Source organism: Robiginitalea aestuariiviva (genome assembly GCF_029537735.1).
Classification (GTDB): Bacteria; Bacteroidota; Bacteroidia; order Flavobacteriales; family Flavobacteriaceae; genus Robiginitalea; species Robiginitalea aestuariiviva.
Window position 1 is genome coordinate 276449 of sequence record NZ_JARPUQ010000001.1, and the last position, 25984, is coordinate 302432.

Here is a 25984-nt window from a genome sequence, read left to right on the forward strand (position 1 = left end):
GGCGTTAACGCTTCAGGACTTCCAGGACGCGGTCCAGGTCTTCGGGTGTATTGTAGGCGTGAAAGCTCAGGCGAATCCCACCGCCCCGGGGGGAACACGCCACTCCTTCCTGCCCAAGGCTTTGGTACCACCCTCCATGGTCCGGGATATTGAAGATTCCGCTATGTTCTTTCCGGCCAGCAATCACAGGGTCCAGCAAGCCGGCTTCCTCAAGGCGACTGGCCACATACCCCCAAAGGTTGCGGTTATAGGCGGCCACCTGTTCCAAACCTATATCCTGCAGGAGTCCCAGCCCACACCACAGGCTGCCAAAATTCAGGGTGTCCAGGTGGCCCGGTTCCAGGTTGCGGGCCAGGGAAACCTTCCCCTTGCGATTCAGGTCCGCCCCCACCGAATTGAATCCGGTACTCCCCACCTGCAGGCGGGATTCCACCCCTTCGCCCAACAGGAAAAAACCGTTACCGTTGCCGCCCAGCATCCATTTATAGCCACTGGCCCCCAACAGGTCTATCCCGCTGGCATCAAAATCCAGGGGCAGGGCCCCCAGGTATTGGGTCGCATCCACAACAATCAACAGGTCCGGGAATTCCGCCTTCAGGCCGGTGAGGAATTCCGGGCGGATCAACAGGCCGTTTACCCACTGCACCAGGCTCAGGGCCAGTACCTCTGCAGGCTCTGATTTAAGTGTTTCGAGCAAGCGCTCCTCCACCCGGGCATCGGCCGGAATTTCCCGACAATGGAAGCCCCGGGTTTCAAAAGGCCAGTTCAGGGAGGGATAGTCCCCTTCCAGTAACACCACGCGGGAGGCTTTGGGCAAACCTTCCAGCAGCAGGTTCAGCCCCAGGGAAAAATTCGGCACCAGGGCCACGCGCTCCGGGGCGCAGCCAAAGCATTCGCCAATGCGCCCGCGGGTCTGCCCAAGGATGGGCATGGCTTCCAGCTTAAAAGCGCTTCCCCCCACCAGGAAGTCCAGGTCGTACTCCTGCCTCCAGGTCATTACCTCCTCGTGCATCAGGCCCCAGGCCGCCGTATTCAGGTAGGTGGTTTGGGCCAGGGCGGGAAATCCCTTAAAAAAGCGCTGTGGTATACCCTTGGGGTCCGATTTCAAATCCATTATCTTTATCCCTTAAAGATACGCATATCGGGCCACCCCAGGGAGGCCAGGTGCAGAATATGCCAAAAACCGGAACGATGGGGGAAAAACAACGGGGTGCACTGATTCTGATCGCGGCGGCTGGGCAGGCCAATGAACTGGGAAAGGAAGGGGAACTGCCCTGGCACCTCCCGGACGACTTCCGCCGGTTTAAAGCCCTGACCACGGGTCACCCCATGATCATGGGGCGCAAGACCTTCGAAACCTTCCCCAAGCCCCTGCCCAACCGCAGACACATCATTATTACCCGCAGGGAAGACTACCGGGCAGACCACCCGGATTGCGAGGTGGTCCATTCTCTGGACGCGGCCCTGGAGGCCACTGCAAAAGCCGAAAAACGCTTTGTAATCGGAGGTGGGGAAATCTACGCCCTGGCCCTGCCACAGGCCACCGAAATTGAATTAACCCGGGTACACGGCACCTTCGAAGCCGATACCCGCTTCCCGGAAATCGACCCGGACCTTTGGACCTTGAAAAAGGCAACATACCACCCCACGGACGGGCGGCACAAGCACGCCTTTACCTATCAGACCTTTAGCCGGAAACCTTAAAAATCGAGAGCAGCTACTGTCCCTGGCGGGCCGCCCAGGCGGGCGCGCATCCGATCCAGGAGCACGGGGTCCGCATTGGTCCAAAACCGGTGCTCCCCGGTTTCTTCCCTGGGTCCTAAAAGGTCTTCCCGTTCCAGGACGGCAAGGGCCTGGCGGGCTACGGGGAGGCCGCAATCCACAATCCGCACCTGCGGGGGTAATACGGTTTGAAGGATTGGGGTCAGGAAAGGGTAATGGGTGCATCCCAGCACCAGGTGGTCCATGCCCTGGTCTACCATCGGTTGCAGCATGGCACGTAGCTTTTCACCTAACTCCGGTTGCTCCAGGGTGCCGGCTTCGATGCGGGCCACCAGGTCTTCCCCCTCCTGTTCCAAAATACGGATTTGGGCACCATAGCTGCGGGAGGTGCGGGCGAAAAGTTCGCTGGCCAGGGTGCCCCGCGTTGCCAGCACGCCAATGGTGCCGGAAGCCGATTGCAGGGCCGCGGGTTTAATGGCCGGTTCAATGCCGATAAACGGGATGGGAAATTGCCGCCGGAGTTCGGCTATGGCATTGGTGGTAGCTGTATTGCAGGCCACGATCACCATTTTGGCCCCGAAGTCCATTAGCTTCCGGGTGCACACCAGGCTGCGCTGCAGGATGGCTTCCGGGGGTTTTTCCCCATAGGGCGCATGGGCGCTGTCCGCCAGGTATACGGTATCCTCCCAGGGCAGCAAGGCGGTAACCTCCTTCCAGACGGTAAGCCCGCCTACGCCCGAATCGAAAATGCCTATGGGTCCTGCCTTCATTTGAAACCCTGGTGATTACCAACAAAAAACCGCCCTGTTACGGGCGGTTTATATCCGTGGGATGCGATTAGAATCCCAATTCCTTTTTCACGTCCGGCAACAGGTCCTTGCCTGTGGCCACGATTACCCCGGAACCCGGCGTAGCGTCCAGCACATAGTCAAAGCCCTGGGCAGCGGCTACCTTTTCAATGGCCGCTTTGGCTTTTACAGAGATGGGCTCAAAGAGCTCGGCCTGCTTCTTGGCCAGCTCCTGCTGGGCAGCCTGCTGGGCCTCACCGATATTGCGCTCGTATCCCTGCAGTTCCAGGGCGCGCTTCTGGTTTTCCTCCTGGGTCATGGCACTGGCCTCGTTGTTGTACTGGGTCAGTTTATTCTGCAGTTCGTTCAGGGAACCCTGGATGTCTGCCCGATAGGTCTCCTCCAGCTTCTTCAGTTCCGCCTGGGCAGCTTTCATCTCCGGCATCTGCGACAAAAGCTCCTGCACATTAATATGGGCTGTTTTGCTCTGTGCCTGCACCCCGGAGGATGCCGCAATAAACAGGACAACCGCTACAGCTACCTTAACTACTTGTTTCATGATGTCTACTTTGATTAATTTGAGTTACTAATTATGGTTTTGGATCTGTTAGTTCTCGATCACGGAATCCTTCGCTTTTTCGATTTCCCTGGCCCGCTCATCTTCCTTGGCTTTGCGGCGCGCCTCCCGCTCCTCTAGCAGTTTCTTGCGACGCTCCTCATAAGCCTTTTTGCGCTCCTCACGAAGCCGGAGTTGTTCGTCCCGGCGCTCATCCGCGGCCTGCACCCGGGCCTGCTCGGCCTGTTGTGCCCGCTCCTGACGCTGTTGAAGGGCTTCGGAGACCGGCTCGTCGGTTTCGCCTTCGTATGCGTCCAACCGTTGGTTTCTCGGTTTTGCAGGCGGCGTACTCACCTTGCGCGTCCGGGCGATGCTCCGCAGCACCAAGTCGCTGATATCGTGCCGGTTTTCGGAGTACAACATTACAACATCCGCAGATTTATCGAAAATAAAATCATACTTTTTATTGGCTCCAATCTTCTGTACTTCATTGAATACCTGGTCCTGTATCGGCTGGATCAGCCGCTGCTTTTGCAGCACCAGATCCCCCCGGGGTCCAAAGCGGTTCTGTTGGTAATCCGACAGCTCCTTTTCCAGGATTTCAATTTCTTCTTCCCGCTCCGCGATCAGCTCGTCCGTTAGCAACACCCGTTCCGCCTGCAGGTCCTTTTTCTGTTGTTCGATGGCCCGTTTGCGCGATTCGATCTCGGACTGCCACTGTACCACTTTGTTGTCCAGTTGTTCGCTGGCCTCGCGGTACTCCTCTACATTTTCGAGGATATATTCCATATCCACGTAGGCAATTCGAACGCCCCGCTGGGCCGAACTCCATCCGCATATGCCCAACAGCAGGAGGAAGGTTGCTATACTTTGCTTCATCACAGAACGCTATTTACTGATAGAAAATATCGTGCCAAAATTATTAAATCTTTTAAAATGAAGGATTTAACATTTTTGACCGTCAGGAGGAACCGGTCTTAGAACTGCTGCCCGATCACGAAGTGCGTCTGCCATCCGCTCGGACCTGTACCCGCCGAAGAGGGCCTCAGGTCCTCGTCGAACCCATATCCGAAGTCGATCCCCAATAGACCAAAGGCAGGCATGAAAATACGCAGGCCCACCCCGGCCGATCTTTTTATTTGAAACGGATTAAACTCCTGAAAATTGTTGAAGGAGTTCCCCGCTTCCAAAAAGGTCAGGGCATAAATAGAGGCTGTAGGCTTCAGGGTAAGGGGATACCGAAGCTCCATGGAGTACTTGTTATAGACAATCCCGCCCTCGGGTTGCTGGGTAATGGGGTCTACCGGCGTCAGGGAGTTGTTGTCGTACCCCCTAAGCTGTATGGTCTCCCGCCCGTCCAGGGTAAAGTTCCGGCCCAGGCCGTCTCCCCCCAGGAAAAAGCGCTCAAAGGGAACGTTGCCCACCTCCTGGTTGTAGGCCCCCAGGAACCCGAATTCGGTGTTGGTCCGCAGGGTCAGCTTCCCGACGATTGGGGTATACCAGTCTGCACGGAATTTAAACTTGTAATACTCCAGCCAGCGGAAGCGCTCCTGGTCCAGCTCTTCCAGGCGGGTCTGCAGTTCGGCATCCCGGGCTTCGCCGCTTACCCCCAGGCGGGCGCGCTCAATTTGCTCCGTGATAATGTCTTCGGTTTCCCCCTTCAGGGCCGCGTAATCCTTGTCGCTGAACAGGGAATAGGGCGGGGTAAATTTAGCGGTGAATTCCACCCGGCTCCCCGTTTGCGGGAAAATGGGGTTGGGCCCGGAAGAGTTCCGGGAGATCCCCAGGGAATAGGCCAGGGAATTGGAACGGCCGTTCCCGAAATTGAACAGCCCGGTCCGGTAATTCTGGAAGTCATACAGCTGGTAACTCAGGGAGTGGCTCAGCACAAAGAAGTCGTCCGGCCATTGCACCCGCTTGGCCAGCCCTGCAGAGATCCCGGTAATGGAAAACTGCTGGTTCTTGTCTACCTCTACCCGGCCGTTTCGGCCAAAGGAAGCCAGGAATTGCTGAGTACGGGAGAGGGAAAGGTTAAAGCGAACCGGTTTGCGGCCGCCCAGCCAGGGCTCTGAAAAGTTCAGGCTGTATACCCGGAAGGTCCGGCTGGCCTGCAACCTCAGGGCAAAAGTCTGGCCGTCTCCCATGGGTACAGGCTTATAGGCTTCCCCCTTGAATAGGTTCTGAATAGAAAAGTTATTAAAGGACAATCCAAGGGTCCCGATAAAACCGCCACCTCCGTAGCCCCCCTGCAACTCAATCTGGCTGGCACCGGATTCCACCAGGTCGAATTTCAGGTCCACCGTACCCGCGTTGGGGTCCGGATTCTGGATTTCAGGCTTAATCTGCTCCGCGTCAAAGAAGCCCAGCTGCCCCAATTCCCGGATGGTCCGGATTATGGCGTCTTTGCTGTACTGCAATCCCGGCTTGGTGCGGATGTCCCGGTAGATAACGTGGTCGTTGGTCTTGTTGTTCCCGGCCACGGTTACGCGATTCAGGAAGGTCTCTTTCCCTTCAATGATGCGAATCTCGAAGTTAATGGTGTCGTTTTCCGCAGAGACTTCCACCGGGTTGATCTGGGAGAAGAGGTACCCGTTGTTCTGGTAGAGGTTGGTGAGGTCCTGGGCATCCGGCTTGGTGTCGTCCGCAATGCGTTTGCGCAGTAAAACCCCGTTATAGGTATCGCCTTTTTTGATCCCGAGGATCTGGGCCAACTGCCGGTCTGTATACACGGAATTGCCCACAAAATCGATATCCCCGAAATAGTAGCGGTCGCCTTCTTCCACCTTGATGCGCACCTCGATGTTCTTGTCGTCCAGGCGGTGGATGGTATCGGAGAGTACACGGGCGTCCCGGTAGCCGTTCTCGGCGTATTTGTCCACCAGGGACCCCAGGTCTTCTTCGTAATCCGCTTCAATGTATTTGGACTTCTTCCAGAAGCGGCCGAACAATTTCTTCTTGGTGTTCTTCAGCGCCTTACGCAGGCGGGCGTCGGAGAGCTTTTCATTGCCTTCAAAGACCACATCCTTCACCTTAACCCGGTCGCCCCGTTTGATGTTCACCACCATATTAAGGGCATTGGTTTCACTGGTGTCCACCGAGGTGGCAATCTGGGCCTGGGCATTCAGAAAGCCCTGCTTCCGGTATTTATTCTCCAGGTAGTTCTTGGTATTCGCAATCAGGCTTTCGGTGATCTTTTTCCCTTTCTTCAGGTCTGTATCGTCCATCAGGTCCTGTACCTGGCGCTTTGGCACCCCGTAAAAGGTGACATTATTCAGGGAAGGACGCTCCCGGATGTCGAGCTCCAGAAAGATGCGGTCCCCCTCAATGCGGTTGATGTAAAAGGTCACATCGCTGAAGAGGTCCAGGTTCCACAGCTTTTTGATCACTTCGCTAATCTGGTCTCCCGGAATGGTAATGGGCTGACCTTCGCGCAGGCCGGTATAGGTAATAACCGTCTGTTCGTTGTAACTCTGCAGCCCTGAAACCGTTAGCCCGCCCAGGATATAAGTCTTGCCGTCCTGGTAGTTGATCTCTTGGGCTGAAGCGGGAAGGGAAAGGGTAAGAAAAAAGGTGAACAGGAACGTTTTCAATGTGGCGTATACCCGTGCACCCTTAGTTAAGTTGTTCGCTAATTTTTCCAAATCGTCGTTCTCGGTTCTGATAACTTTTTAAGGCCTCCAACAAGTGCTCCTCATTGAAATCAGGCCAAAAAACGTCTGTAAAGTACAATTCAGCATACGCAATCTGCCAAAGCAAAAAATTGCTGATCCGGTACTCTCCGCTGGTCCGGATTAGCAAGTCAACGTCGGGCAAACCGCGCGTGTAAAGATGATCATTAATAATGGATTCATCAATTTTTTCAGGGGAAATTATGCTATTTTTAACTTTGGTTCCCAGGGCTTTTACAGCCGAGGTAATTTCCTCCCGAGCCCCGTAACTCAGGGCTAAAGTCAGGGTCATCCCATCGTTGTTTTCGGTGCGCTTGATCACCTCCCGAAGCTCCTGCACTGCCTTCCCGGGCAGGCTCTCCACACAGCCAATGGCGTTCAGCCGGATATTGTTCTCGGTAAGGGTCTTGAGTTCCTTGCGGAGGGAAGTAACCAGCAGGCGCATCAGGGTATCGACTTCCATTTTGGGGCGCTTCCAGTTTTCGGTACTGAAGGCGTAAAGGGTCAGGTACCCGATCTGCAGTTTGGCTGCAGTTTCTACGGTCTGGCGCACGGCCTGTACCCCATTTTGGTGCCCGAAAACGCGAAGTTTACCGCGCTCCTTGGCCCAACGGCCGTTGCCGTCCATGATGATGGCCAGGTGCTGCGGCAGGCGGCCGCTTTTGATTTCTTCCAGTTTGCTCATGTTGCGCTTTGCTATTCAAAAGCATCGCAGCAAGGCTTGCGCCCGAAGGTGAAGGTCAGGGTAACGCCAGAAAACACATACCAGTCGTCACTGAAGACATTCCCGAACGGGCCGTCTGAAAACGGTTCATAATTGGTCCCTTCAGGGTTGCTGGCGTCCAGGTTGTCCGTAAAGGTGTACCGGGCACCGACTTCCGCTCCCAGGATCAGGAACTGGTTCAGACGATACTTCGCCCCTGCGACCATTGGGATGGCAAATGCACCGTCCCGTTGGTTGGTCTGTTGCTGGAACCCGGCGTCGAAATAATCAAAGTCGTACCTGAAATAGGTAACGCCCGTATATAAATACGGTGTAAACGCCGTGCCCAGCTGGTGGAGGTTATACTCCACGAAATTGAATTCCAGGCCTCCGGAAAACTCTAAAATACGGTTTTCCATGCGGAGGCCCCGCTGTTGTCTTGACGGAAGATCGGATTTTTGGTCGTCCGCAGTAAACGTGCCGTACATCATATGGGCCCTCCAGGCGTACCGCTTGCTGCGGTTCCACTTAAAGACCGCCCCAAAGGCCGGGCCGGAAGGCGCCACGTAGGTCATCCTGCCGATATCCCCTATGTTGTTGGCTCCTCCACCGAACAAACCCAGCTCATAGGTTTGCCCCTGCAATGCGTTAAATAGCAGCAGGAAAAGCGCGGAACAAAGAATCCTCATCAATTCCGAAAGTTTGCAAATATAGCAATTTCATGCCCCGTTCGGGCACGAATGGCGCTTCATTTATTTCTTTTGTTTAACAGGATTTAAGGCCTTTTATTGCCCGTGGCCGCCTCAATTGCGCCGATCTTCGCCCCAGAGGAGTTTGTTGCGGATGGTCTTGAAAAAACTCTCAGAGGCGTATTCCACCATCCGGATGGTAAAAGGGGCCTTCTTCACGATGATTTCCGTACCCCGGTCTACACTGGTAATACGGGAATCCAAAGAGAGTAGGTGCTGAGATTCGCGCCCGGAGACCTTCAGGCGGATTTCCGTATCGTCCGAAATCACCAGGGGGCGGGCATTTAAGTTATGTGGGGCAATGGGTGTGATTACCAGGGACTGGGCCGTGGGCATGATTACCGGGCCGCCGCAGCTGAGCGAATACCCGGTAGACCCGGTAGGCGTAGCCACAATAAGCCCGTCCGCCCAGTAGGAGGTCAGGTACTCCCCGTTCAGGTACGTTTCTACCGTAATCATGGAAGTGGTATCCTTGCGGCTTACCGTAACCTCGTTCAGGGCAAAGTTCAGGCGGTCGCCCCCGGGCACCTCCCCTTCCATATCCGCGCAAACCAGGCTGCGGCGCACCAGGGTATATCGGCCCGCCAGGAATTCCCGCACCAGGGTGCGGACCTGTTCCTTGCGGAAGGTAGACAGGAATCCCAGCCGCCCGGTGTTGACCCCGACAATGGGGATGCCCAGGTCCCGGATATAGGTAATAGCCCGCAGGATCGTTCCGTCCCCTCCGAAACTCACAAACAGATCGAAGCCCGCATGCAGGCCGTAATCCGGCCCAAAACGGTCATACCGATCCCCAAAGCCTAAAAAGTCGGCAAAATCCGCCTCCATGGCCACCTGGGCCCCGGCTTCCTTAAGGGCATCCAAAAGTTCGGACACCGGCGGGCGCACTTCTTCATTGAAAGGCTGGCCGTAGATCGCGACCTTCATAGGGTCAGACGTTTAAGTATTTGTCCAGGTAGCCGGAACGTTCCCGGAGTTCCTCCAGAAACTGGTCGTCCACACTGCCAAACAGGATGGAATAGCGATAGCGGCGGAAGGTTTGCAGCACCTCGTTGATGTTGGTATCGCTCATCTTCAGGGTAACCTGCACCACCTCGTTGCGGATTTCGGTAATGAACGCACCCAGCAATTTGGTGTTGTTCCCCTCGACAATCTGAGCGATTTCGCTGAAACTGTAGTCACGGGCGGCCCGGGCCACGACCAGGATTACCCCGGGTTCCGTAAAGAAAGGCATGTCCGTGAAAATCCCGACCACATCGTTCAGGTCGTAATAGCCCAGCACACTACCCTGGGTGTCCACCACAGGGATCAGGTTGGCCTCATTGCGCGTAAACACTTCCAGGACATCGAGCCAGGAAGCCTCAGGCGGGACGGAAAATTGCTCCAGCTGATACCGGAACTCGGATACAAGGCTGGTTTCCTGGAAGGAATCCAGGTCTGCCTCCCCCAGCAACCCCAGGAATTCACCTTTTTCGGTAACGGCCACATGGGAGTAGGTGGAGTGGGTAAAGAAGTGGATAGCCTCTTTAAGGGAATCCTCTACTTCGAAGACGGGGATGGTGGCGTTGATGTGTTCCTGCATTTCCATAGCACGGGCTGCGTTGCAAATTACTAATTTTTAAAGGACAAAAGGCATGCCGAATTCGTATTTTTGGGCTCCGAAAACTGCAAAAACCCCAATCATGGTTCGACTGAGCGTAAACGTGAACAAGATCGCCACCCTCCGCAATGCCCGGGGCGGCAATATGCCAAACCTGGTCCAGTCCGCAAAAGACATCGAGGTTTTTGGCGCCCAGGGGATCACTATCCACCCCCGCCCGGACGAGCGGCACATCCGCTATCAGGATGCCCGCGACCTGAAGGCCGTAGTGACCACCGAACTCAATATAGAAGGCAACCCCGTACCCGCCTTTACGGACCTGGTCCTGGAAGTGGTCCCGGACCAGGTAACCCTGGTCCCGGATGCCCCGGACGCCATAACTTCCAACGCCGGGTGGGACACCCGTACCCATCAGAAACACCTGCGGGAAATCATCGAAGTCTTCCATAGGGCCGGCATCCGAACCTCTATCTTTGTGGATCCGGACCCGGAAATGGTACGCGCCGCCCGGGATACGGGCACGGACCGGGTGGAACTCTACACCGAGAGCTACGCACAGCACTACGGGAAAGACCCGGAAGCCGCCGTGGCCCCCTTCCGCAAGGCGGCCGAAGCCGCAGCCGGGGTAGGCCTGGGGCTCAATGCCGGCCACGACCTGAACCTGGACAACATCCGCTGGTTCCGCGAGCAGGTCCCCCACCTGATGGAGGTCTCCATCGGCCACGCCCTGATCTGTGAATCCCTGTACCTGGGTCTGGAAAATGTAATCCAGATGTACCTCCAACGCCTGAAATAATGGAACAGCTCTATGCCAAAACCCTGGGGCAGGGACCGGACCTTCTGATCCTTCACGGATTCCTGGGGATGTCCGACAACTGGAAGACCCTGGGCAGCCGCTTTGCAGAAGCCGGCTACCGGGTACACCTGCTGGACCAGCGCAACCACGGCCGCAGTTTCTGGTCGGAGGCCTTCGACTACCCACTGATGGCCCGGGATGTGGTGCGCTATATGGACCATAAGGGCATTGCAGACGCCCTCCTGTTGGGGCATTCCATGGGCGGAAAAACCGCCATGACCCTGGCCACCTCCTTCCCCGGGCGGGTAAACCGCCTGGTGGTGGCAGACATCGGGACGCGGCGCTACCCACCCCACCACCAGCATATCCTGGGGGCCCTGGAAGCCCTGCCGCTTTCCGAAATCGACTCCCGGGGCGATGCGGATACCGCCCTGGCCAAATCCCTCCCGGACTGGGGCGTACGGCAGTTTCTGCTGAAGAACCTGTATTGGAAAAATCCCGGGGAACTGGCGTTCCGGTTTAATCTGGAGGTGCTGAAGGACCGGATGGAAGAAATAGGGGCCGCCCTGCCGGAAGGAGCCCGTTTCGAGAAGGAATCCCTTTTTATCCGGGGCGGGGCCTCGGAGTACATCCGGGACGCAGATCTGCCGGGCATCCGCGCCCATTTCCCCAAAGCCAGGCTGGAAACCCTGGCCGGGGCAGGGCACTGGCTGCATGCGGAACAACCGGACGCCTTCCTGCAGCGGGTACTGGAATTTGCGAAATCCTGAAGAAACCCCCTTCATTATTATGCGTGCATAATTTTCAACCCCCCGTTATTGCGTGTGTCGCAATTTTGGTTAAATTTGATTCCGACCGTCTATCTGCGGTTTCTAGACTAAACAAACTCAAAACACATCCCATGAAAAAACTTCTGGCCTTGCTGGCATTTTCAGGTCTGCTACTGGCTTCCTGTAGCGATGACGACCCCATTGTAGACCCCGGGCCTCAGGATCCGGATCCCGTGGCCTATAGCAGCGGTTCTGCGGATTTTTCCACCTATGTATCCCTTGGAAACTCCCTTACGGCAGGCTATTCCGATGCCGCTCTTTTTGTGGACGGACAAACGGCCTCCTTCCCCAATATGCTGGCCGGTAGTTTTGCCGAAGCCGGCGGGGGCACCTTCACCATCCCCTTTATGGCCGACAACCTGGGCGGGATGACCCTGGGAGGCACCCCCATTGTGGGCAACCGCCTTTACCTGGATTTTTCCACCGGCTCCCCCCTGCCCACCCCTGTTGCGGGGCAAGGCACCACCGAGGTAACCAACACCCTCTCCGGGCCGTTTAACAATATGGGCGTTCCAGGAGCCAAGAGCTTCCACCTGGTTGCCCCCGGTTACGGGAACGTAGCAGGCGTACAGGCTGGCCTGGCCAACCCCTATTACGCCCGTTTCGCCACCAGCGCCTCGGCTACCGTGCTGGGCGACGCCATGGCGCTGAACCCGACCTTCTTCACCCTCTGGCTGGGCAACAACGACGTCCTGAGTTATGCCACCTCCGGCGGGGCCGGCGTAAACCAGGCCGGAAACCTGGACCCGAGCACTTATGGCGGTTCGGACATTACCGACCCCAACGTCTTTGCCAGCGTGATGAATTCTATCCTGCAGGCGCTCACCTCCAATGGCGCCAAGGGCGTGGTGGCCAACATCCCGGACGTGACCAAAATCCCGTTCTTTACCACCGTACCCCACAACCCGGTACCCCTGGACCAGGCTACGGCAGACCTGCTGAACGGCGCCTATGCCGCCTACAACGGCGGGCTGCTGCAACTGCAGGGTCTGGGCGTGATTGACGCAGACGAAGTTGCCAAACGCACCATCTCCTTCAGCGCCGGAGCGGGAAATGCCGTGGTGATCCTGGACGAGGACCTGACCGACCTGACCCCTTACAACCCGGGGCTGATCAACATGCGCCAGGCCACGGCCGAAGACCTGCTGGTTTTTACTTCCCAGACCATTATCGGTACCCTGGCCAACCCCCAGGACCCCACCAGCATTAACGGGGTGGCAGTACCCCTGGCAGACCAGTGGGTGCTCACCCCTGAAGAACAAAATGAAGTGGCTACGGCCACCCTGGCCTTTAACCAGACTATTGAAACCCTGGCCACCGCTTACGGCCTGGCCTTTGTAGATGCCAACGCCTACCTGGAAACCATTGCCGATGCCGGGGTGCCCCTATCAGACGGCAGCACGGTAACCGCAGCATATGCCACCGGCGGCGGGTTCTCCCTGGACGGGGTGCACCCTTCTCCCCGGGGATATGCCCTGCTGGCCAACCAGTTTCTGGCTGCCATTGAAGCCCAGTACGGGGCAGAACTCCCCGCAGTGGATCCCTTGGCTTACACCGGCCTGTACATCAACTAGGTCCCGGAAAATACTGTTACCTTTAGGGTGCCCCTTCCCGGGCACCCTTTTTTAATGTCAAAAATCAAGTCCTATGAAAACCGTTTTGCGCCTCCTGCTTACCGCCCTGGCCGTGGTGGTCCTGTCTAACCTCCTCTCCGGCGTTTCGGTAGATTCCTATTGGATTGCGGTCCTGGTTGCCGTGGTCCTGAGCCTTTTGAATTTTCTGGTCAAACCCCTTTTGATCCTGCTGACCCTCCCGGTTACCATTGTAACCTTAGGTCTATTCCTGCTCATTATCAATGCCCTGATCATTCTGATGGCGGACGGCCTGATAGGCGGCTTCCATGTGGACGGGTTGTGGTCTGCCCTGATATTTTCCCTGTTGCTCTCCCTGTTCCAGGCGGTTTTATTTTCTTTTTTAAAGGAGGAAAAAGCCTAGGGCCTCACCCTTTGAAAGACAATGATTTGAAAACTTGCCGGAGCGCCGAAAATGCGCTACTTTTGCATCCCGTTTTTAGACGCAAACGCAGATTGCCATGAACATTACCAAAGAGCAGATTGACGCGCTGAATGCCGTCCTGAAGGTAGAAATCACCAAGGATGATTACCAGGAAAAGGTAGACCGCATCCTGAAAGATTACCGGAAAAACGCCAATATTCCGGGATTCCGCAAAGGCCAGGTCCCCATGGGCCTGATCAAGAAACAATACGGCAAGGCCGTGTTGGTGGACGAAGTAAATAAACTCCTGCAGGACAACCTGCACAACTACCTGGTCGAGGAAAAACTGGATGTGCTGGGCAACCCCCTGCCCCGCCAACAGGACAACCTGAACTGGGACGCCGACCAGCTGGCCTTTGAATTCGAGCTGGGCCTGGCCCCCGAATTTGAAGTGTCCCTGAAAACCAAAAAGGCCGTTCCCCACTACAAGATCGTAGCGGACAAAAAAATGATCGACGACCAGGTAAGCCGTATCCGCAAGCAGTATGGCAAACTGGTTAGTAAAGACACGGTAGGCGCCGAAGACGAGGTAACGGGGAAATTCTTCAGCGAAGCCGAGGAAATTGACCACACTACCACCCTGGAGATCAGCAAGGTGAAAGCCAAGAAAGCCCTGGATGCCCTGAAAGGCGCCAAAGTTGGGGATAGCGTAACCCTGAAAACCAAAGGCCTGCTCAAGGAAGATCACCTGCTGGCCAGCACCCTGGGCGTTTCCCGGGAAAAGGCCGAAGACTTGAATGCCGAGGTCACCTTTACGATTGAGGAAATCAACCACCGCGAGCCGGCCACCCTGGACCAGGAACTTTTTGACAAGCTCTTTGGCAAAGACCAGGTGAGCTCCGAAAAGGAAATGCGCGACAAAATCAAGGAGGATTCCGAAAACCAGTTCCAGCAGCAATCCGATCAGAAACTGCTGAACGACGTAACGGAAAAACTCATCGAGGAGGTAAAATTCGACCTTCCGGCTACCTTCCTGAAGAAATGGATGCAGACCACGGGCGAAAAGCCGCTTACCGAGGCCGAGGCCAACGACGAGTTTGAGCGTTCCGAAAAGGGCCTGCGCTACCAACTGATTGAAGGCCGCCTGATCAAGGACCACGGGCTGGACATCCAGTTTGAAGAGCTCAAGGATTTCGCCAAAGGCTTTATTAGGGCGCAGATGGCACAGTATGGCCAGGTAAACCCTAAGGAAGAAGACCTGGACCAGATAGCCGCCCGGGTGCTGAGCAACCAGGACGAGGTGAAGCGCCTTTCCGAGCAGCTGATGAGCCAGAAACTGCTGGAGCTGTACAAGGAGAAGGCCAACCTGAAAACCAAAGAAGTTACCTACGAGAAATTTATCGAGGAGGTTTACGGCTAAACCACCCGGCAGGGCCACAAATTGGCCCGGGGGCGGCCGTTAAGCCGAAAATTAAGTATCTTTACGGTGCCGGAGAACCTTCTTTCGGCACCTTTTTTTTAACCCTCTTGTTGTGCGAAACACATGGACTACGCCAAGGAATTCAAGAATTACGCCGTTAAGGACCGGGGGCTCAGCAGCCTCTATGTGGAACAAACCCTTAACAGCATGTACCCTGTGGGGATGACCCCGAACATCATCGAAGAACGCCAGCTGAACGCCATTGCGATGGATGTGTTCTCCAGGCTGATGATGGACCGCATTATCTTCCTGGGAACCGGGATTAACGACCAGGTGGCCAATATTGTACAGGCACAGTTGCTGTTCCTGGCCAGTGCGGACTCCTCCAAGGATATCCAGATTTATATCAACTCTCCGGGGGGAAGCGTTTACGCGGGCCTCGGGATTTACGACACCATGCAGTTTATCAGGCCGGATGTTGCCACCATATGCACGGGCATTGCCGCGTCCATGGGGGCTGTACTGCTCTGCGCAGGCCAGAAAGGCAAGCGCAGCGGGCTGAAACACAGCCGGGTGATGATCCACCAGCCCATGTCCGGAGCCCAGGGCCAGGCCAGCGATATTGAGATTGCGGCCAAGGAAGTCCTGAAACTCCGGGACGAACTCTACCACATCATTGCCGACCACTCCGGCCAGTCTTTCGACAAGGTTTACGAAGATTCCGACCGGGATTTCTGGATGAAGGCAGATGAAGCCCTGGCCTACGGGATGATTGACGAAATCCTGGAGCGGGATAGCGAATAAACCCGGCTTGGCGGGCACAAAACGCAATTTTTGCGGATTTACACGTTTTAGATACAAGAACGGACTTTTATGGCGAAGGAAAACCTGGAATGTTCATTTTGCGGGAGGAAGAAGCCCGAAACCAACCTGCTGATCGCGGGCCTGGACGCCCATATCTGCGACCGCTGCATTGAGCAGGCTCACGGGATCGTGGCTGAGGAATCCCGGCAGTCCCGCTCGGACGACCTGAGCGCTGAACTGGTGCTGAAGAAGCCGCGCGAGATCAAGGAATTCCTGGATACCTACGTGATCGGGCAGGAGCGCACCAAAAAAGTCCTTTCCGTTGCCGTATACAACCACTACAAACGCCTGCTGCAGCCCATTTCCAAGCAGGACGACATTGAAATCCAGAAGAGTAACATCGTGATGGTGGGCCAGACCGGGACCGGAAAAACCCTGATGGCCAAAACCATTGCCCGCATGCTCAATGTGCCTCTGGCTATTGTAGATGCCACCGTCCTAACCGAGGCCGGTTACGTAGGCGAGGATGTGGAAAGCATCCTGACCCGCCTGTTGCAGGCCGCAGATTACAATTTGGAGAAGGCCGAACGGGGGATCGTCTTTATCGATGAGATCGACAAGATTGCCCGCAAAAGCGATAACCCCTCTATTACCCGCGACGTGTCCGGGGAAGGGGTGCAACAGGGCCTCTTAAAGCTGCTGGAAGGAACCCTGGTTAACGTGCCCCCAAAGGGCGGCCGCAAACACCCGGACCAGAAATTCATCGAAGTCAATACGGAGAACATCCTTTTTATTGCAGGCGGGGCCTTTGACGGCATCGAGCGCATCATCAGCAAACGGCTGAATATGCAGGCCATTGGCTACAGCGCCTCTAAGCGGGAAGACTTGCTGGATACCGAGAATGTATTGCAGTACATCATCCCGAAGGACCTGAAAGAATTTGGATTAATCCCGGAGATTATCGGTCGCCTGCCGGTACTCACGCATATGAACCCCCTGGACCGCAGTACCCTGCGCTCCATCCTGACCGAGCCCAAAAACGCCATCATCAAGCAATACGAAAAGCTCTTTGCCATGGATGGGATTTCCTTCGAAATTACCAACCAGGCGCTGGACTTTATTGTAGATAAGGCAATAGAATACAAATTGGGGGCCCGCGGGCTTCGCTCCCTTTGCGAAGCGGTCTTCACGGATGCCATGTTCGACCTTCCCAGTTCAGATGAAAGCGAATTCAAGGTAACCAAGTCCTATGCGGAAGAAAAACTCTCTTTCGAGACCATCAAAAAATTGAAAGCGGTCTCATAGGCTCAGGCGCTTTTCCCTGAACCAGCCGTTCCAATAAATCCAGGCAGACTTTCTGGATGATTTTTTCGTCCGAGTACAGCTGCTTGCCAAAACGGGGCACCACTTCCATTCGTACCCCCCTGTCTTCGGCCCAGGCCTGTGAAGGCCGGTGGTCCATCAATTCCCCATATACCAATTGTACCGGGCAATCCGGGGTTTCCTCCTGCTGGTGCATCCACAGGGGGGATACCGCATAGAGGGATTTCATGGGCAACCCCCGAAGGGCTGCATTCCAGGCAATGGTCCCCCCGGCGCAAAAGGTCAGGTAATGACTGGGGGTCTGTTCTGCCTGCAACAAGGCGCCAACCGCTTTTTCATAGCCCCCTTTCACAAAGGCCTCACAAAGGTTTTCCTGGGTTTTCACCACCCCTTCCAGCTGGGCCAGGGCCTGGCTGTCGTGGTACACAATATCGAAATACTGCTGAAGGTATCCCAGGTAAGAGGTAATCCAGAGTCCCCTTTTGGAACCCCACATGTCGGAAAGGACAACAAGTCGTTCTGCCATAGTAATCGCGTTTAAGATGCGCGTAGGTCGGTTGGGCAAGGGTAAGTTGCGGCTTCGGCCGGAAATCCCCGAAATTTTTGGCCCACCGGAGGTATTTTGTCGATAAAACCCCTGTTGGCAGGGGATTTCGTCTATTTAAATCGACGCCCAACGGTGATTCCCACCCGCGGGTACCCCCATTCGTAGGTGTCCTGGAAATAGCGCCCTACACCTATATATACTTCGCCAATCCAGCCGGAACCCGAAAGGAATTTTCCCCCGGCCGCTGCCCCCATACCAAAGGCAAGGGAGGTCGTTTCCTCCCCCGGGCCGGAAAAATCAATATAATCCCATTCCCGTACCGAGGCCAGCTGGCTGTTGACCTCCAGAAAAAACCCAGTGGATTTCACCTTCCCGAAATACACCCGGTAATAGGGCATCACAAAGAAGCGGTAGTCGATATCCTTATTGGCAGCAAAACCAATGGACACCCCAACCGCCCCATCCTGCCCGGTCAGGCGTTCATAACTGAATTCCGGATACTCCAGTACCCCCATCAGCAGGTTTACCTTCAGTTCGTTGCGCATCTCGGAAGCATCCTGCGCCGGTTGCTGGGCAGCCATAAAACTGCTGAGTAGCAGGGCACCCAAAAAAATCCTGATTTTCATTGTTTGTGGTTTTGAATTGCTACGACAAGGATAGGACAACCCTTAACAGGGGGTGTCCGAAACCATGCGTACCACATAACTTCGGACACCTTTTTGGGCAATCGGTCACAGGAAAAAATAGAAAGAGTTCTCTTTCAGGAGGCGGGATCAGAGGGCCTTCACCCGCTCGTTCAGGGCCAGCAGGTCCTCCAGGTATTCGCGGGTATTGGACAACCTGGGCACCTTGTGCTGCCCGCCCAGTTTGCCATGGGCCTTCAGCCAGTCGTAAAAGAGGTTGGGCCGCGCTTTGTGGATGCGGGGAGCCAGCAGGGTCATGTCCTTGTAGCGCTTGGCCTCGTAATCCGAATTAACCTCCTTGAGGGCCTGGTCCAGGGCTTCGCCAAATGCCCGTAAATCCTTGGGCGGTTGACGGAATTCGATCAGCCATTCGTGCCCGCCCTTCTGCCCTTCGGACATAAAGACCGGCGCCACTGTATATTCGGAGACCACGGCCCCGCAGGCCTCACAGCTCTTGCGCAGGGCGTCTTCTGCATTTTCCATGATCAGTTCCTCCCCGAAGACGTTAATGTGGTGCTTGGTGCGCCCGGTAATGCGGATGCGGTAGGGATCCGTACTGGTAAACCGTACGGTGTCCCCGATCTGGTAGCGCCAGAGCCCCGCGTTGGTGGTGATCACCAGGGCATAGTTCACCCCGCATTCCACCTGCCAGAGGGGCAGGACCCGCTGTTTGGGCGTCCCGAAGGTGTCCATGGGGATGAATTCGTAGAATATCCCGTAGTCCAGCATCAGCAACAGGTCTTCACTGCCGTTCTGGTCCTGAATGGCAAAAAAGCCCTCGGAGGCGTTGTAGATTTCGTAATACTGGAAGGAATCCCGCGGCAGCAGGCGCCGGAACTGTTCGCGGTACGGGCCAAACTTGACGCCCCCGTGAAAATAGACTTCCAGGTTTTCCCAAACCTCAAAGAGGTGAGACGCCCCGGTGCGCTCCATTACCTGCCCCAACAGCACCAGCATCCAGGAAGGCACCCCGGCCAGGCTGGTCACGTTTTCGTCTAAACTTTCGGTAATAATGGCCTGCATCTTGGTCTCCCATTCACTCATCAGGGAAACCTTGTTGCTTGGGGTACTGCTCATCTCTGCCCAAAAGGGCATATTGTCGATCAGGATGGCGGAGAGGTCCCCGAAATAGGTCCCGTTGTCCTGGTAGAGCTCCTTACTCCCGCCCAGGCGCAGGCCCTTCCCCGTAAACAGCTGGGAATTCGGGTTGTTGTTCAGATACAGGCACAGCAGATCCTTGGCGGACTTGTAATGACAATCCTCCAGGGCCTCCTCGCTTACCGGAATGAATTTACTCTTGGCATTGGTGGTGCCGCTGCTTTTGGCAAACCAGCGGATCTCGGTGGGCCAGAATACATTCTGCTTTCCCTGCCGGCTCTGCTCGATCAGGGGTTCCATCTCCTCGTAAGTGACCACCGGCACGCGGTTGGCAAAGGCGTCATAGGCCTGCAGGTCTTCAAAACCGTATTTGCGGCCAATCTCGGTGTCGTCTGCAAAATCCAGCAATTGCAGCAGCACCTCGTGCTGTACTTCCGCGGGATACTTTAGGAACAGCTCTATCTGATGATAGCGCTTTTTCAGCAGCCAGGAGGCAATGGAATTAAACAGTGGAATAGGCATTTTTGGTATCTTTGAACACCGCCGCTAAATATAGCATTTTATCATCTAGTACACCACCCGTAACCATGCAATACCAAGGGGTTCTGAAGAAAATGGAAACCGAGATGGGCCACCCCATCCAGTACTATCTGGCCCTCCCGGCCGACTTTATCCATATGAATGCCGTAATGGACCGGCCCCTGCACCTGCAGATGCTGGGCTACCAGTGCCTGAACTGCGGCCTGGACCGGCCCATCTACCGACAGGGGTTCTGCAGGTCCTGTTTTTTTGACACCCCCAGGGCCGGGGAATGGATCATGCACCCCGAGCGCAGCCGGGCCCACCTGGGCGAGGAAGACCGCGACCTGGACTTCGAGAAGCGGATGCAGCTCCAACCCCATATCGTGTACCTGGCCAATTCCAGCAATGTGAAAGTTGGGGTAACGCGAAAAGCGCAGGTGCCCACCCGGTGGATCGACCAGGGGGCCCATGAGGCCATAGAGATTGTGGAAACGCCCAACCGCTATCTGGCAGGGGTGGCGGAGGTTGCCCTAAAGGAGCACGTGAGCGACAAAACGAACTGGAGGCGCATGCTCACCAACCAACTGGAAGATGTAGACCTTTTTGCCTGGCGGGCCCGGCTGAAACCCTACCTGCCCGAGGAAGTACTCCCATACTTTATTGAAGACACCCAGGAAACCCACCTGGAGTTCCCGGTGCTGCGGTACCCGGAGAAAATCAAAAGCCTGAACCTGGACAAATCCCCGCAATACAGCGGTGTCCTGAAAGGCATTAAAGGGCAATACCTCATTTTTGAGGACAACACCGTTTTTAACATCCGCGGCAGCGAGGGCTACGTAGTGGGTATCACCATTGGCTAATCCGGCGCCTGGGGCACGCTGTCCTTCCGGGTAGCCGCAGTATCCTTTTTACGTTTGAGCAACCCGCCCAGGATTTTCCGGGCCGTCTGTTCCACCTGCCCGGAAGTTTTGGTGCTATCCGTGGCCGTACTGTCCTTTCGGGCAACCCCCGATACCGTTTTCAGGACATTCCCCAGGCTGGGTTTGGCCAGGGAATCCGTCTTCGTACTGTCCTTTTTGAACAAACCGCCAATAAGTTCCTGGGCCTTGGCTTTACCGCCTGCCAGGGCCTTTTGTTTCTGGGCTTCCACCAGGCGCGTGGTCAGGGAGGAGACCACCGTTTTAACGTCGGTTTGCACCTGGGGCTGGGTATAGGTGCCGGATACCGTGGCCCCAACGGGTACGGGCTGGTTTTCCAGGCCGGGTTCTGAAAGGGCCGTCATCAGGCGGTTCACCTCCGGGCCCAGGTATCGGGCCGGCACCATCAGGGTCACGTTATAGTCCAATTGCTGGTCGAAGCTATGCCCGCCGCGCACCTGCACTTCAATATCCCGATAGGTAAAGCTGAACGGTTTTACCGCCACCCGTCCATTTTCAAAGGAGAGGTAGGTTTTCAGGCCTTTCAGGTCCAGCTCCTCCAGGTTCACAAAATCCAGCCTGGTATCCAGGGCTTCCAGCACGGCTGCCTTTTTCCCGCTGGGCTGGGCGGCAAGCACCTCGGCCGTTACCTTGCCGGCCAGGGCCATCATATCCGGGCTGAAATCCGATAAGAGGTTGCCCTGCAGGCTTATTTTCGAGTTCAGCCTTCCCTGCAGGATCCCGGCAATAGGCGCCAGGGTCTGCATCAGCTCAATGGATTCCAGGGCTTCCCGGATGCGGAACCCATCTATGCCCAGGTCCAGCGCAAAACCGGGCACCTCCCCCGAGGTATCCAGACCCCCGTCCAGGGCCAGCATCCCGTCCAGGGCGCGGGAACGCACCTCCCGGAACAGGAGCTGACGGTCCCGTACCAGCAGTTCGCCCCGGATATCCTCCAGGGGCAGGCCGTCGTATTCGGCCCGGCCGGCCTGGGCGCGGATGCGCAGGTCCAGGTCCGGGGGGATACGGAAGGTGGAAGCTTCATCCGACTGCCCGGCCGCCTCCGTTTCCTGCTGGGTAAAATCCGAAACCAGCAGTTGCCCGGATTCCATGACCAGATCCCCTTTCAGTACCCCGGAGCCCAGGGCGTATTCCAAATATTGGGTCAGTTTCCCGGTAAGGCGGGCATCGCTTTGCCCCACCTTCGCCCGCAGCTCGCGCACCTCTACTTCCCTGGGAGAAAAGCGCAGGTTGGCCTGGGCTATCTCCAGGGGGTCTTGCAGGTATTCCGTCACAAAACGCCCCCCGGTCAGGTCTAAAGTTCCGGAGGTCTGGGTTTGTGCATAGCGATGCTGCGCTACGGATTCGAGGTCAAAACGGGTCTGTATATCCGCCTTCAGGCGGCCGGACAGGACATCCAGCCCTTCCGCGGGAAGTACATCCCGAAGTTTGGCCAGGTCAAGGACTCCTTTGAGCTGGGCCCCTACCCGGGGGTTGCCCCCCAGGGCTTCGGCCTTCCCACTCAGGAAAAAAGGCTCCCCATCTATGGAAAACCGCGCTTCCGGCAATTCCATGTACGTATCTTCCACCTGCCCGCTGGTATTGGCCAGGGTACCCTGCAGGGCAATCCCCTCTACCGACCGGGGCAGGTCCGGATACCGGAAGGACCCGTCCCGGGCCTGCATCCGGATCTGGAAGCCCGGGATTTGGTCGTCGTTCAGCACGCCTTTTATCTCCCCTTCCAGACCAAACTGCCCGGAGGTTTCCACCCCTTCCAGGCTGCCGGCATAGGCTTCCGGGATCAGGGCCAGAAAATTGCGGAAATCCCCATCCGGGGTCTGGAAGGCCAGGTCCAGGTCCTGCCCGTCTTCCAGCAGTTGCACCTGACCGGAGAAAACCAGGGGCATCTGGTTGATGCGGCCTTCATTCCGCTTCAGGGTATAGGTATCCGTACCCAGGTCTATCCCCAGCAGGGCATCCAGGCTCAGGCGGTTGCGTTTCAGGTAGGCTACACTGTCCAGTTCCAGGGAAATCAATCCCTCCGTATGGGTCTGCAGCTCGGAAACATCCAGGGAGAGGTCTCCGGAACCGGAAAGCGCCAGGGAGTCCAGTACCAGCAGGGTGCTGCCGTCCTCCAGGCTTTGGTAACTCAGGCGCGACCGGGCAATGTCGTAGGCGCGCAGGGCCAGAGTGGGGCCGCTTTCTGAAGCCGATTCCTCCTGGGCCTCCCCGGGTTTGGCCAGGTCGTAGTTGGGCCGCCCCTGGGCATCTACCTTCAGGCGCAGGTCTGCCCCATCCAGGGCAAATTCGGAAATCTCAAAAGGTTCAGACCCGCCCTTCCACAATTGGCTCAGGCCCACCACCAAATAGGCCTGGTCCGCCAGCAGCAGGGTATCCCCTTCAAAAGGGGCATTCGTGGTCAGGCGAATCCCGTCCAGGGTAATGCGCGCCTCGGGAAAACTCCGGATCAGGCTCAGTCGGGCATCTTCAAAATCGAATTGCCCGTTGATCTGCTGGTTCACCTGTGTCCGCAACAGGGGCGCTATCCTGGCCTCCAGCCAAAAGGGTAAACCCATAGCGATGCCCAGGAGCACCAACAGGACGCCGAGGATGATTTTCAGGACTTTCTTCTTTTTCATATGCTTAGACTTTTCAGGCTCCGGGAGGGGGTATGGAGCCCTGTGGTTTGTAAACGCTGTGGCCTCCTAAAAACGTATGTGGGGAGGCGCCGTTCCGACGAATTACCCTGCCATCAGAATACCATCTCAATCTCAGCATCCGGGGCCAGGCGGAATCGCCTGCGCAGGAGGTAAACAAAGAGGTACAGAAAGGGGGTATCCAGCACGGCTACCATGACCTTAAACACCACGCCCGAAATGAACAACCCGTAAAAGGAGCTCCAGGGCAGCACCTGAAAGGTACACAACAGGAAAATTACCGTAAAGGTATCCACGATCTGGGAGGAAAAGGTGGAAAAATTGTTCCGGAGCCAGAGGTGCCGCCCTTGGGTAAGGCGCTTCCAGAAGTGGTAAATGGCAATGTCGATATATTGGGCAGAGAGGTAAGCCAGCATGGACGCGAGCACTGCTATGGGCGAAAGCGCGAAGACCTTGCTGAACAATTCGTCCCCCACCGGGGAATCCTGGGCAGCCGGGGCCAGGTTGGCCAGCAGGATGATACCCATGGAAAAGAAGGAGGCAAAAATGCCGGCGGTCACCACCTGGTTGGCTTTCTTCCGGCCAAAGACTTCGGAAATCAGGTCGGTAATCAAGAAGGTAATGGGATACGGCAGAATCCCCACGGAGAGCACAAAAAGGGGCGCCCCAAACAGGGTGCGTTGCCCGAAGGGTTCCCAGAGGAAGAACTTCTGAAAAATGAGGTTAGACACCACCAGGGAAGTAATGAAAAGCGCCCCCAGAAAGAGGTAGATACGGTATGCCGCCTGCTGGTCCTTTGGGGTCATCTTAGCGGATTCTCAGGATAAAGGGCTGGCGTGCCTGCACGCCTTCCTGCCGGGTTTGCGCTTTGATCTGCCGCAGCAGCTCCACCCATTCTTCCCCCAGTTCCCGCTCGAGCAACCGGGAAGACACCTCCCCGCCGGAGGCGTTCAAATCGTTCATCAGGCGTTCCAGCCCGGACTTGTATTTGGGATAGGTTACCAGGCGAAAATTCTCCGTTCCACCCATGTCAGCCGCAAGGGCAATGGCCTCGGGCATGCCGCCCAGGGTGTCGGCCAGCCCCAGCTCCACGGCCTGCTGACCGGTCCATACCCGGCCCTGTGCCAGGCTGTCCGCCTGGGCCACACTTATGTTTCGGCCTTCTGAAACCCGCTCCAGAAAGGTTTGGTAGGTGTCTTCGATGCCTTCCCGCAATACCTCCCGGAATTCCGGGCTCAGGGGTTCAAAAAGGGAATAATCCAGGGACAGGGGGTGGGTCCCCACCTGTTCTGCCGAAATCCCGAGCTTTTCGGTAAGCCCCCCAATGTTGGGCAGGGTCATAAAGACCCCGATGGAACCCGTGATGGTAGTGGGTTCGGTCACAATCCGATCGGCCCCAACAGCCATATAATAGCCGCCGGAAGCAGCCACATCGCTCAGGGAGACCACTACGGGTTTTTCTTCCCGGGCCTGACGGATGGCCCGCCAAATGATCTCGGAACTCAGGGCGCTGCCCCCAGGGGAATTGATCCGAAGTACGATGGCCTTCACCTTCTCGTCCGAAGCGGCCTTCTCCAGGGCAGATACCATCTTGCCCTGCCCGATGTACTGGGGGCCGCCTTCCCCGTATAGGATTTCGCCCTGGGCATAGATCACGGCAATGCGGTCCGGCCCCTGGTAGACCCGTTTGGTCTTGCTGGCACGGATGTAATCCTGCAGGGTCACGGTACGGGGAGCATCACCGTCGTCCCCTGTGGCGCGCAGGAGTTTTTCGTCGTACTGGTCGCGGTAGGCGGTGCCATCCAGCAGCCCCAGGGCAACGGCCTTTTCGGGGGTGCGCGCCTCCATAGTGGTGGCCATGCGGTCCAGAGCTTCCTCTGTCAGGTTCCGGCTGCCGGCCATATCGGCCCGCATACTGGCCCAGACGGATTCGAGCAGCACACTGATCTGTTCCCGGTTTTCCGGGCTCATGGCATTGCCCAGGAAGGGTTCTACCGCACTTTTGTATTTCCCGTGGCGCACCACTTCCATCTTCAACCCGGTCTGTTCCTGGAAATCCCCAAAGTAAAGTACTTCGGCCGCCAGGCCTTTAAAGTCGAAAGAACCCGCAGGATTCATAAAGACGCTATCGGCCACACTGCTCAGGTAATAGTCCTTCTGCATATAGAAATCTCCGTAGGCATACACAAATTTCCCGGAGGCCTTAAAATCTTCCAGGGCATTGCGGATGGCCCGGGTCTGGGACATGCCCGCCAGCACATAGGGTCCGGCCAGGCTAATGCCCGCAATGTGGTCGTCTTGCTTCGCCAGACTTATGGCCTTGGTGATTTCGTCCAGCCCCAAGGTGGGGTCGTAGAACACGGCAAAGGGGTCGTCCGGGTCGGTGCCCGAATATTCACTTACCGGATACGGGAATTGGAGTTCCAGTACCGAATTGCGGTGGACCACCACGGACTGGTCTGCCCCGGCCAGGCTAATGAAAAAAAGGAAAATAAAGAACAGGAGCCCGAAAGCAATCAGGCTTCCGAGGATCGCTGCTAAAAGGTTTCTTAAAAATGCCATACTGCGTTGTAGAACCGCAAAGATAACCAATACCCGCCTAAAAT

At 56.4% G+C, this 25984-nt stretch carries 24 protein-coding genes; 9 read left to right on the forward strand and 15 right to left on the reverse strand.

Annotated features, from left to right (window positions below; translation table 11 throughout):
* Positions 1–4: 4 nt before the first annotated feature.
* A complete protein-coding gene (locus OZ410_RS01290) occupies positions 5–1114 on the reverse strand; it encodes an aminotransferase class V-fold PLP-dependent enzyme (protein ID WP_277706102.1) in 1110 nt (369 codons plus the stop codon).
* Positions 1115–1191: 77 nt separating this feature from the next.
* Here OZ410_RS01290 and OZ410_RS01295 point away from each other — a divergent pair, with 77 nt between their 5' ends.
* A complete protein-coding gene (locus OZ410_RS01295) occupies positions 1192–1704 on the forward strand; it encodes a dihydrofolate reductase (RefSeq protein ID WP_277706103.1) in 513 nt (170 codons plus the stop codon).
* Here OZ410_RS01295 and murI read toward each other — a convergent pair.
* The 8 genes from murI to OZ410_RS01335 all read right to left on the reverse strand — a co-directional run bounded on the left by murI (position 1701) and on the right by OZ410_RS01335 (position 9774).
* Complete coding sequence (gene murI / locus OZ410_RS01300) at positions 1701–2492, reverse strand: glutamate racemase (protein ID WP_277706104.1); 792 nt, start codon at positions 2490–2492, stop codon at positions 1701–1703. The genes OZ410_RS01295 and murI overlap by 4 nt on opposite strands.
* 67 nt (positions 2493–2559) lie before the next feature.
* Positions 2560–3069 (reverse strand): OmpH/Skp family outer membrane protein, encoded by a 510-nt coding sequence (locus OZ410_RS01305; protein WP_277706105.1) that lies wholly within the window; start codon positions 3067–3069, stop codon positions 2560–2562.
* Between the two features lie 48 nt (positions 3070–3117).
* Entirely contained in the window at positions 3118–3945 is an 828-nt protein-coding gene (locus tag OZ410_RS01310; protein WP_277706106.1) for an OmpH/Skp family outer membrane protein, read from the reverse strand.
* Positions 3946–4043: 98 nt separating this feature from the next.
* Positions 4044–6656 carry a BamA/OMP85 family outer membrane protein gene (locus tag OZ410_RS01315; RefSeq protein ID WP_277706107.1) on the reverse strand — a complete coding sequence of 871 codons (2613 nt, stop codon included), beginning with the start codon at positions 6654–6656 and terminating at the stop codon, positions 4044–4046.
* Between the two features lie 22 nt (positions 6657–6678).
* Entirely contained in the window at positions 6679–7419 is a 741-nt protein-coding gene (locus OZ410_RS01320; RefSeq protein ID WP_277706108.1) for an isoprenyl transferase, read from the reverse strand.
* An 11-nt stretch (positions 7420–7430) separates the two neighbouring features.
* Positions 7431–8126 carry a type IX secretion system protein PorG gene (gene porG, locus OZ410_RS01325; protein ID WP_277706109.1) on the reverse strand — a complete coding sequence of 232 codons (696 nt, stop codon included), beginning with the start codon at positions 8124–8126 and terminating at the stop codon, positions 7431–7433.
* 114 nt (positions 8127–8240) lie between these two features.
* A complete protein-coding gene (locus OZ410_RS01330; RefSeq protein ID WP_277706110.1) occupies positions 8241–9113 on the reverse strand; it encodes an NAD kinase in 873 nt (290 codons plus the stop codon).
* 4 nt (positions 9114–9117) lie between these two features.
* Positions 9118–9774, reverse strand: a complete 657-nt coding sequence (locus OZ410_RS01335; RefSeq protein ID WP_277706111.1) for a CBS domain-containing protein — start codon at positions 9772–9774, stop codon at positions 9118–9120.
* Between the two features lie 94 nt (positions 9775–9868).
* Here OZ410_RS01335 and OZ410_RS01340 point away from each other — a divergent pair, with 94 nt between their 5' ends.
* The 7 genes from OZ410_RS01340 (at position 9869) to clpX (ending at position 16936) form a co-directional block, all read left to right on the forward strand.
* On the forward strand, positions 9869–10582 hold the full coding sequence (locus tag OZ410_RS01340) for a pyridoxine 5'-phosphate synthase (RefSeq protein ID WP_277706112.1): 714 nt from the start codon (positions 9869–9871) through the stop codon (positions 10580–10582).
* Positions 10582–11352, forward strand: a complete 771-nt coding sequence (locus OZ410_RS01345) for an alpha/beta fold hydrolase (RefSeq protein WP_277706113.1) — start codon at positions 10582–10584, stop codon at positions 11350–11352. Before OZ410_RS01340 ends, OZ410_RS01345 begins: the two co-directional genes overlap by 1 nt.
* A 131-nt stretch (positions 11353–11483) precedes the next feature.
* Positions 11484–12986, forward strand: a complete 1503-nt coding sequence (locus OZ410_RS01350) for an SGNH/GDSL hydrolase family protein (RefSeq protein WP_277706114.1) — start codon at positions 11484–11486, stop codon at positions 12984–12986.
* Positions 12987–13059: 73 nt separating this feature from the next.
* Complete coding sequence (locus OZ410_RS01355) at positions 13060–13407, forward strand: phage holin family protein (RefSeq protein WP_277706115.1); 348 nt, start codon at positions 13060–13062, stop codon at positions 13405–13407.
* 97 nt (positions 13408–13504) lie between these two features.
* Complete coding sequence (tig, locus tag OZ410_RS01360) at positions 13505–14827, forward strand: trigger factor (RefSeq protein ID WP_277706116.1); 1323 nt, start codon at positions 13505–13507, stop codon at positions 14825–14827.
* Positions 14828–14950: 123 nt separating this feature from the next.
* A complete protein-coding gene (locus tag OZ410_RS01365) occupies positions 14951–15631 on the forward strand; it encodes a ClpP family protease (RefSeq protein WP_277706117.1) in 681 nt (226 codons plus the stop codon).
* 69 nt (positions 15632–15700) lie between these two features.
* Complete coding sequence (gene clpX, locus OZ410_RS01370; protein ID WP_277706118.1) at positions 15701–16936, forward strand: ATP-dependent Clp protease ATP-binding subunit ClpX; 1236 nt, start codon at positions 15701–15703, stop codon at positions 16934–16936.
* Here clpX and OZ410_RS01375 read toward each other — a convergent pair.
* From OZ410_RS01375 to OZ410_RS01385, 3 genes are all read right to left on the reverse strand, one after another.
* On the reverse strand, positions 16911–17480 hold the full coding sequence (locus tag OZ410_RS01375) for a dienelactone hydrolase family protein (protein WP_277706119.1): 570 nt from the start codon (positions 17478–17480) through the stop codon (positions 16911–16913). The genes clpX and OZ410_RS01375 overlap by 26 nt on opposite strands.
* 131 nt (positions 17481–17611) lie before the next feature.
* Positions 17612–18127: a hypothetical protein gene (locus OZ410_RS01380; protein WP_277706120.1), complete on the reverse strand. Its 516-nt coding sequence runs from the start codon at positions 18125–18127 to the stop codon at positions 17612–17614.
* Positions 18128–18274: 147 nt separating this feature from the next.
* Positions 18275–19804: a GH3 auxin-responsive promoter family protein gene (locus OZ410_RS01385; RefSeq protein WP_277706121.1), complete on the reverse strand. Its 1530-nt coding sequence runs from the start codon at positions 19802–19804 to the stop codon at positions 18275–18277.
* Positions 19805–19869: 65 nt separating this feature from the next.
* Between OZ410_RS01385 and OZ410_RS01390 the strand changes: the two genes are divergently transcribed.
* Positions 19870–20664 carry a DUF2797 domain-containing protein gene (locus tag OZ410_RS01390; protein ID WP_277706122.1) on the forward strand — a complete coding sequence of 265 codons (795 nt, stop codon included), beginning with the start codon at positions 19870–19872 and terminating at the stop codon, positions 20662–20664.
* On the opposite strand, the gene OZ410_RS01395 is transcribed toward OZ410_RS01390, so the two are convergent.
* The 3 genes from OZ410_RS01395 to sppA all read right to left on the reverse strand — a co-directional run bounded on the left by OZ410_RS01395 (position 20661) and on the right by sppA (position 25940).
* A complete protein-coding gene (locus OZ410_RS01395) occupies positions 20661–23360 on the reverse strand; it encodes an AsmA-like C-terminal region-containing protein (protein WP_277706123.1) in 2700 nt (899 codons plus the stop codon). The genes OZ410_RS01390 and OZ410_RS01395 overlap by 4 nt on opposite strands.
* A gap of 113 nt (positions 23361–23473) precedes the next feature.
* On the reverse strand, positions 23474–24184 hold the full coding sequence (locus OZ410_RS01400; RefSeq protein WP_277706124.1) for a queuosine precursor transporter: 711 nt from the start codon (positions 24182–24184) through the stop codon (positions 23474–23476).
* A gap of 1 nt (position 24185) precedes the next feature.
* Positions 24186–25940 carry a signal peptide peptidase SppA gene (gene sppA, locus OZ410_RS01405; protein ID WP_277706125.1) on the reverse strand — a complete coding sequence of 585 codons (1755 nt, stop codon included), beginning with the start codon at positions 25938–25940 and terminating at the stop codon, positions 24186–24188.
* Between the last annotated feature and the right edge of the window lie 44 nt (positions 25941–25984).

What these genes read in the sequence shown, in the direction of transcription:
- OZ410_RS01295 (WP_277706103.1), top strand. Translation starts at nt 1,192, where the DNA reads ATGGGGGAAAAACAACGGGGTGCACTGATTCTGATCGCGGCGGCTGGG.
- OZ410_RS01395 (WP_277706123.1), bottom strand. Translation starts at nt 23,360, where the DNA reads ATGAAAAAGAAGAAAGTCCTGAAAATCATCCTCGGCGTCCTGTTGGTG.
- OZ410_RS01400 (WP_277706124.1), bottom strand. Translation starts at nt 24,184, where the DNA reads ATGACCCCAAAGGACCAGCAGGCGGCATACCGTATCTACCTCTTTCTG.
- OZ410_RS01385 (WP_277706121.1), bottom strand. Translation starts at nt 19,804, where the DNA reads ATGCCTATTCCACTGTTTAATTCCATTGCCTCCTGGCTGCTGAAAAAG.
- tig (WP_277706116.1), top strand. Translation starts at nt 13,505, where the DNA reads ATGAACATTACCAAAGAGCAGATTGACGCGCTGAATGCCGTCCTGAAG.
- OZ410_RS01305 (WP_277706105.1), bottom strand. Translation starts at nt 3,069, where the DNA reads ATGAAACAAGTAGTTAAGGTAGCTGTAGCGGTTGTCCTGTTTATTGCG.
- OZ410_RS01330 (WP_277706110.1), bottom strand. Translation starts at nt 9,113, where the DNA reads ATGAAGGTCGCGATCTACGGCCAGCCTTTCAATGAAGAAGTGCGCCCG.
- OZ410_RS01390 (WP_277706122.1), top strand. Translation starts at nt 19,870, where the DNA reads ATGCAATACCAAGGGGTTCTGAAGAAAATGGAAACCGAGATGGGCCAC.
- OZ410_RS01365 (WP_277706117.1), top strand. Translation starts at nt 14,951, where the DNA reads ATGGACTACGCCAAGGAATTCAAGAATTACGCCGTTAAGGACCGGGGG.
- OZ410_RS01345 (WP_277706113.1), top strand. Translation starts at nt 10,582, where the DNA reads ATGGAACAGCTCTATGCCAAAACCCTGGGGCAGGGACCGGACCTTCTG.
- porG (WP_277706109.1), bottom strand. Translation starts at nt 8,126, where the DNA reads ATGAGGATTCTTTGTTCCGCGCTTTTCCTGCTGCTATTTAACGCATTG.
- OZ410_RS01335 (WP_277706111.1), bottom strand. Translation starts at nt 9,774, where the DNA reads ATGGAAATGCAGGAACACATCAACGCCACCATCCCCGTCTTCGAAGTA.
- OZ410_RS01355 (WP_277706115.1), top strand. Translation starts at nt 13,060, where the DNA reads ATGAAAACCGTTTTGCGCCTCCTGCTTACCGCCCTGGCCGTGGTGGTC.
- OZ410_RS01375 (WP_277706119.1), bottom strand. Translation starts at nt 17,480, where the DNA reads ATGGCAGAACGACTTGTTGTCCTTTCCGACATGTGGGGTTCCAAAAGG.
- OZ410_RS01290 (WP_277706102.1), bottom strand. Translation starts at nt 1,114, where the DNA reads ATGGATTTGAAATCGGACCCCAAGGGTATACCACAGCGCTTTTTTAAG.
- OZ410_RS01340 (WP_277706112.1), top strand. Translation starts at nt 9,869, where the DNA reads ATGGTTCGACTGAGCGTAAACGTGAACAAGATCGCCACCCTCCGCAAT.
- OZ410_RS01310 (WP_277706106.1), bottom strand. Translation starts at nt 3,945, where the DNA reads ATGAAGCAAAGTATAGCAACCTTCCTCCTGCTGTTGGGCATATGCGGA.
- OZ410_RS01380 (WP_277706120.1), bottom strand. Translation starts at nt 18,127, where the DNA reads ATGAAAATCAGGATTTTTTTGGGTGCCCTGCTACTCAGCAGTTTTATG.
- sppA (WP_277706125.1), bottom strand. Translation starts at nt 25,940, where the DNA reads ATGGCATTTTTAAGAAACCTTTTAGCAGCGATCCTCGGAAGCCTGATT.
- OZ410_RS01350 (WP_277706114.1), top strand. Translation starts at nt 11,484, where the DNA reads ATGAAAAAACTTCTGGCCTTGCTGGCATTTTCAGGTCTGCTACTGGCT.
- OZ410_RS01320 (WP_277706108.1), bottom strand. Translation starts at nt 7,419, where the DNA reads ATGAGCAAACTGGAAGAAATCAAAAGCGGCCGCCTGCCGCAGCACCTG.
- murI (WP_277706104.1), bottom strand. Translation starts at nt 2,492, where the DNA reads ATGAAGGCAGGACCCATAGGCATTTTCGATTCGGGCGTAGGCGGGCTT.
- clpX (WP_277706118.1), top strand. Translation starts at nt 15,701, where the DNA reads ATGGCGAAGGAAAACCTGGAATGTTCATTTTGCGGGAGGAAGAAGCCC.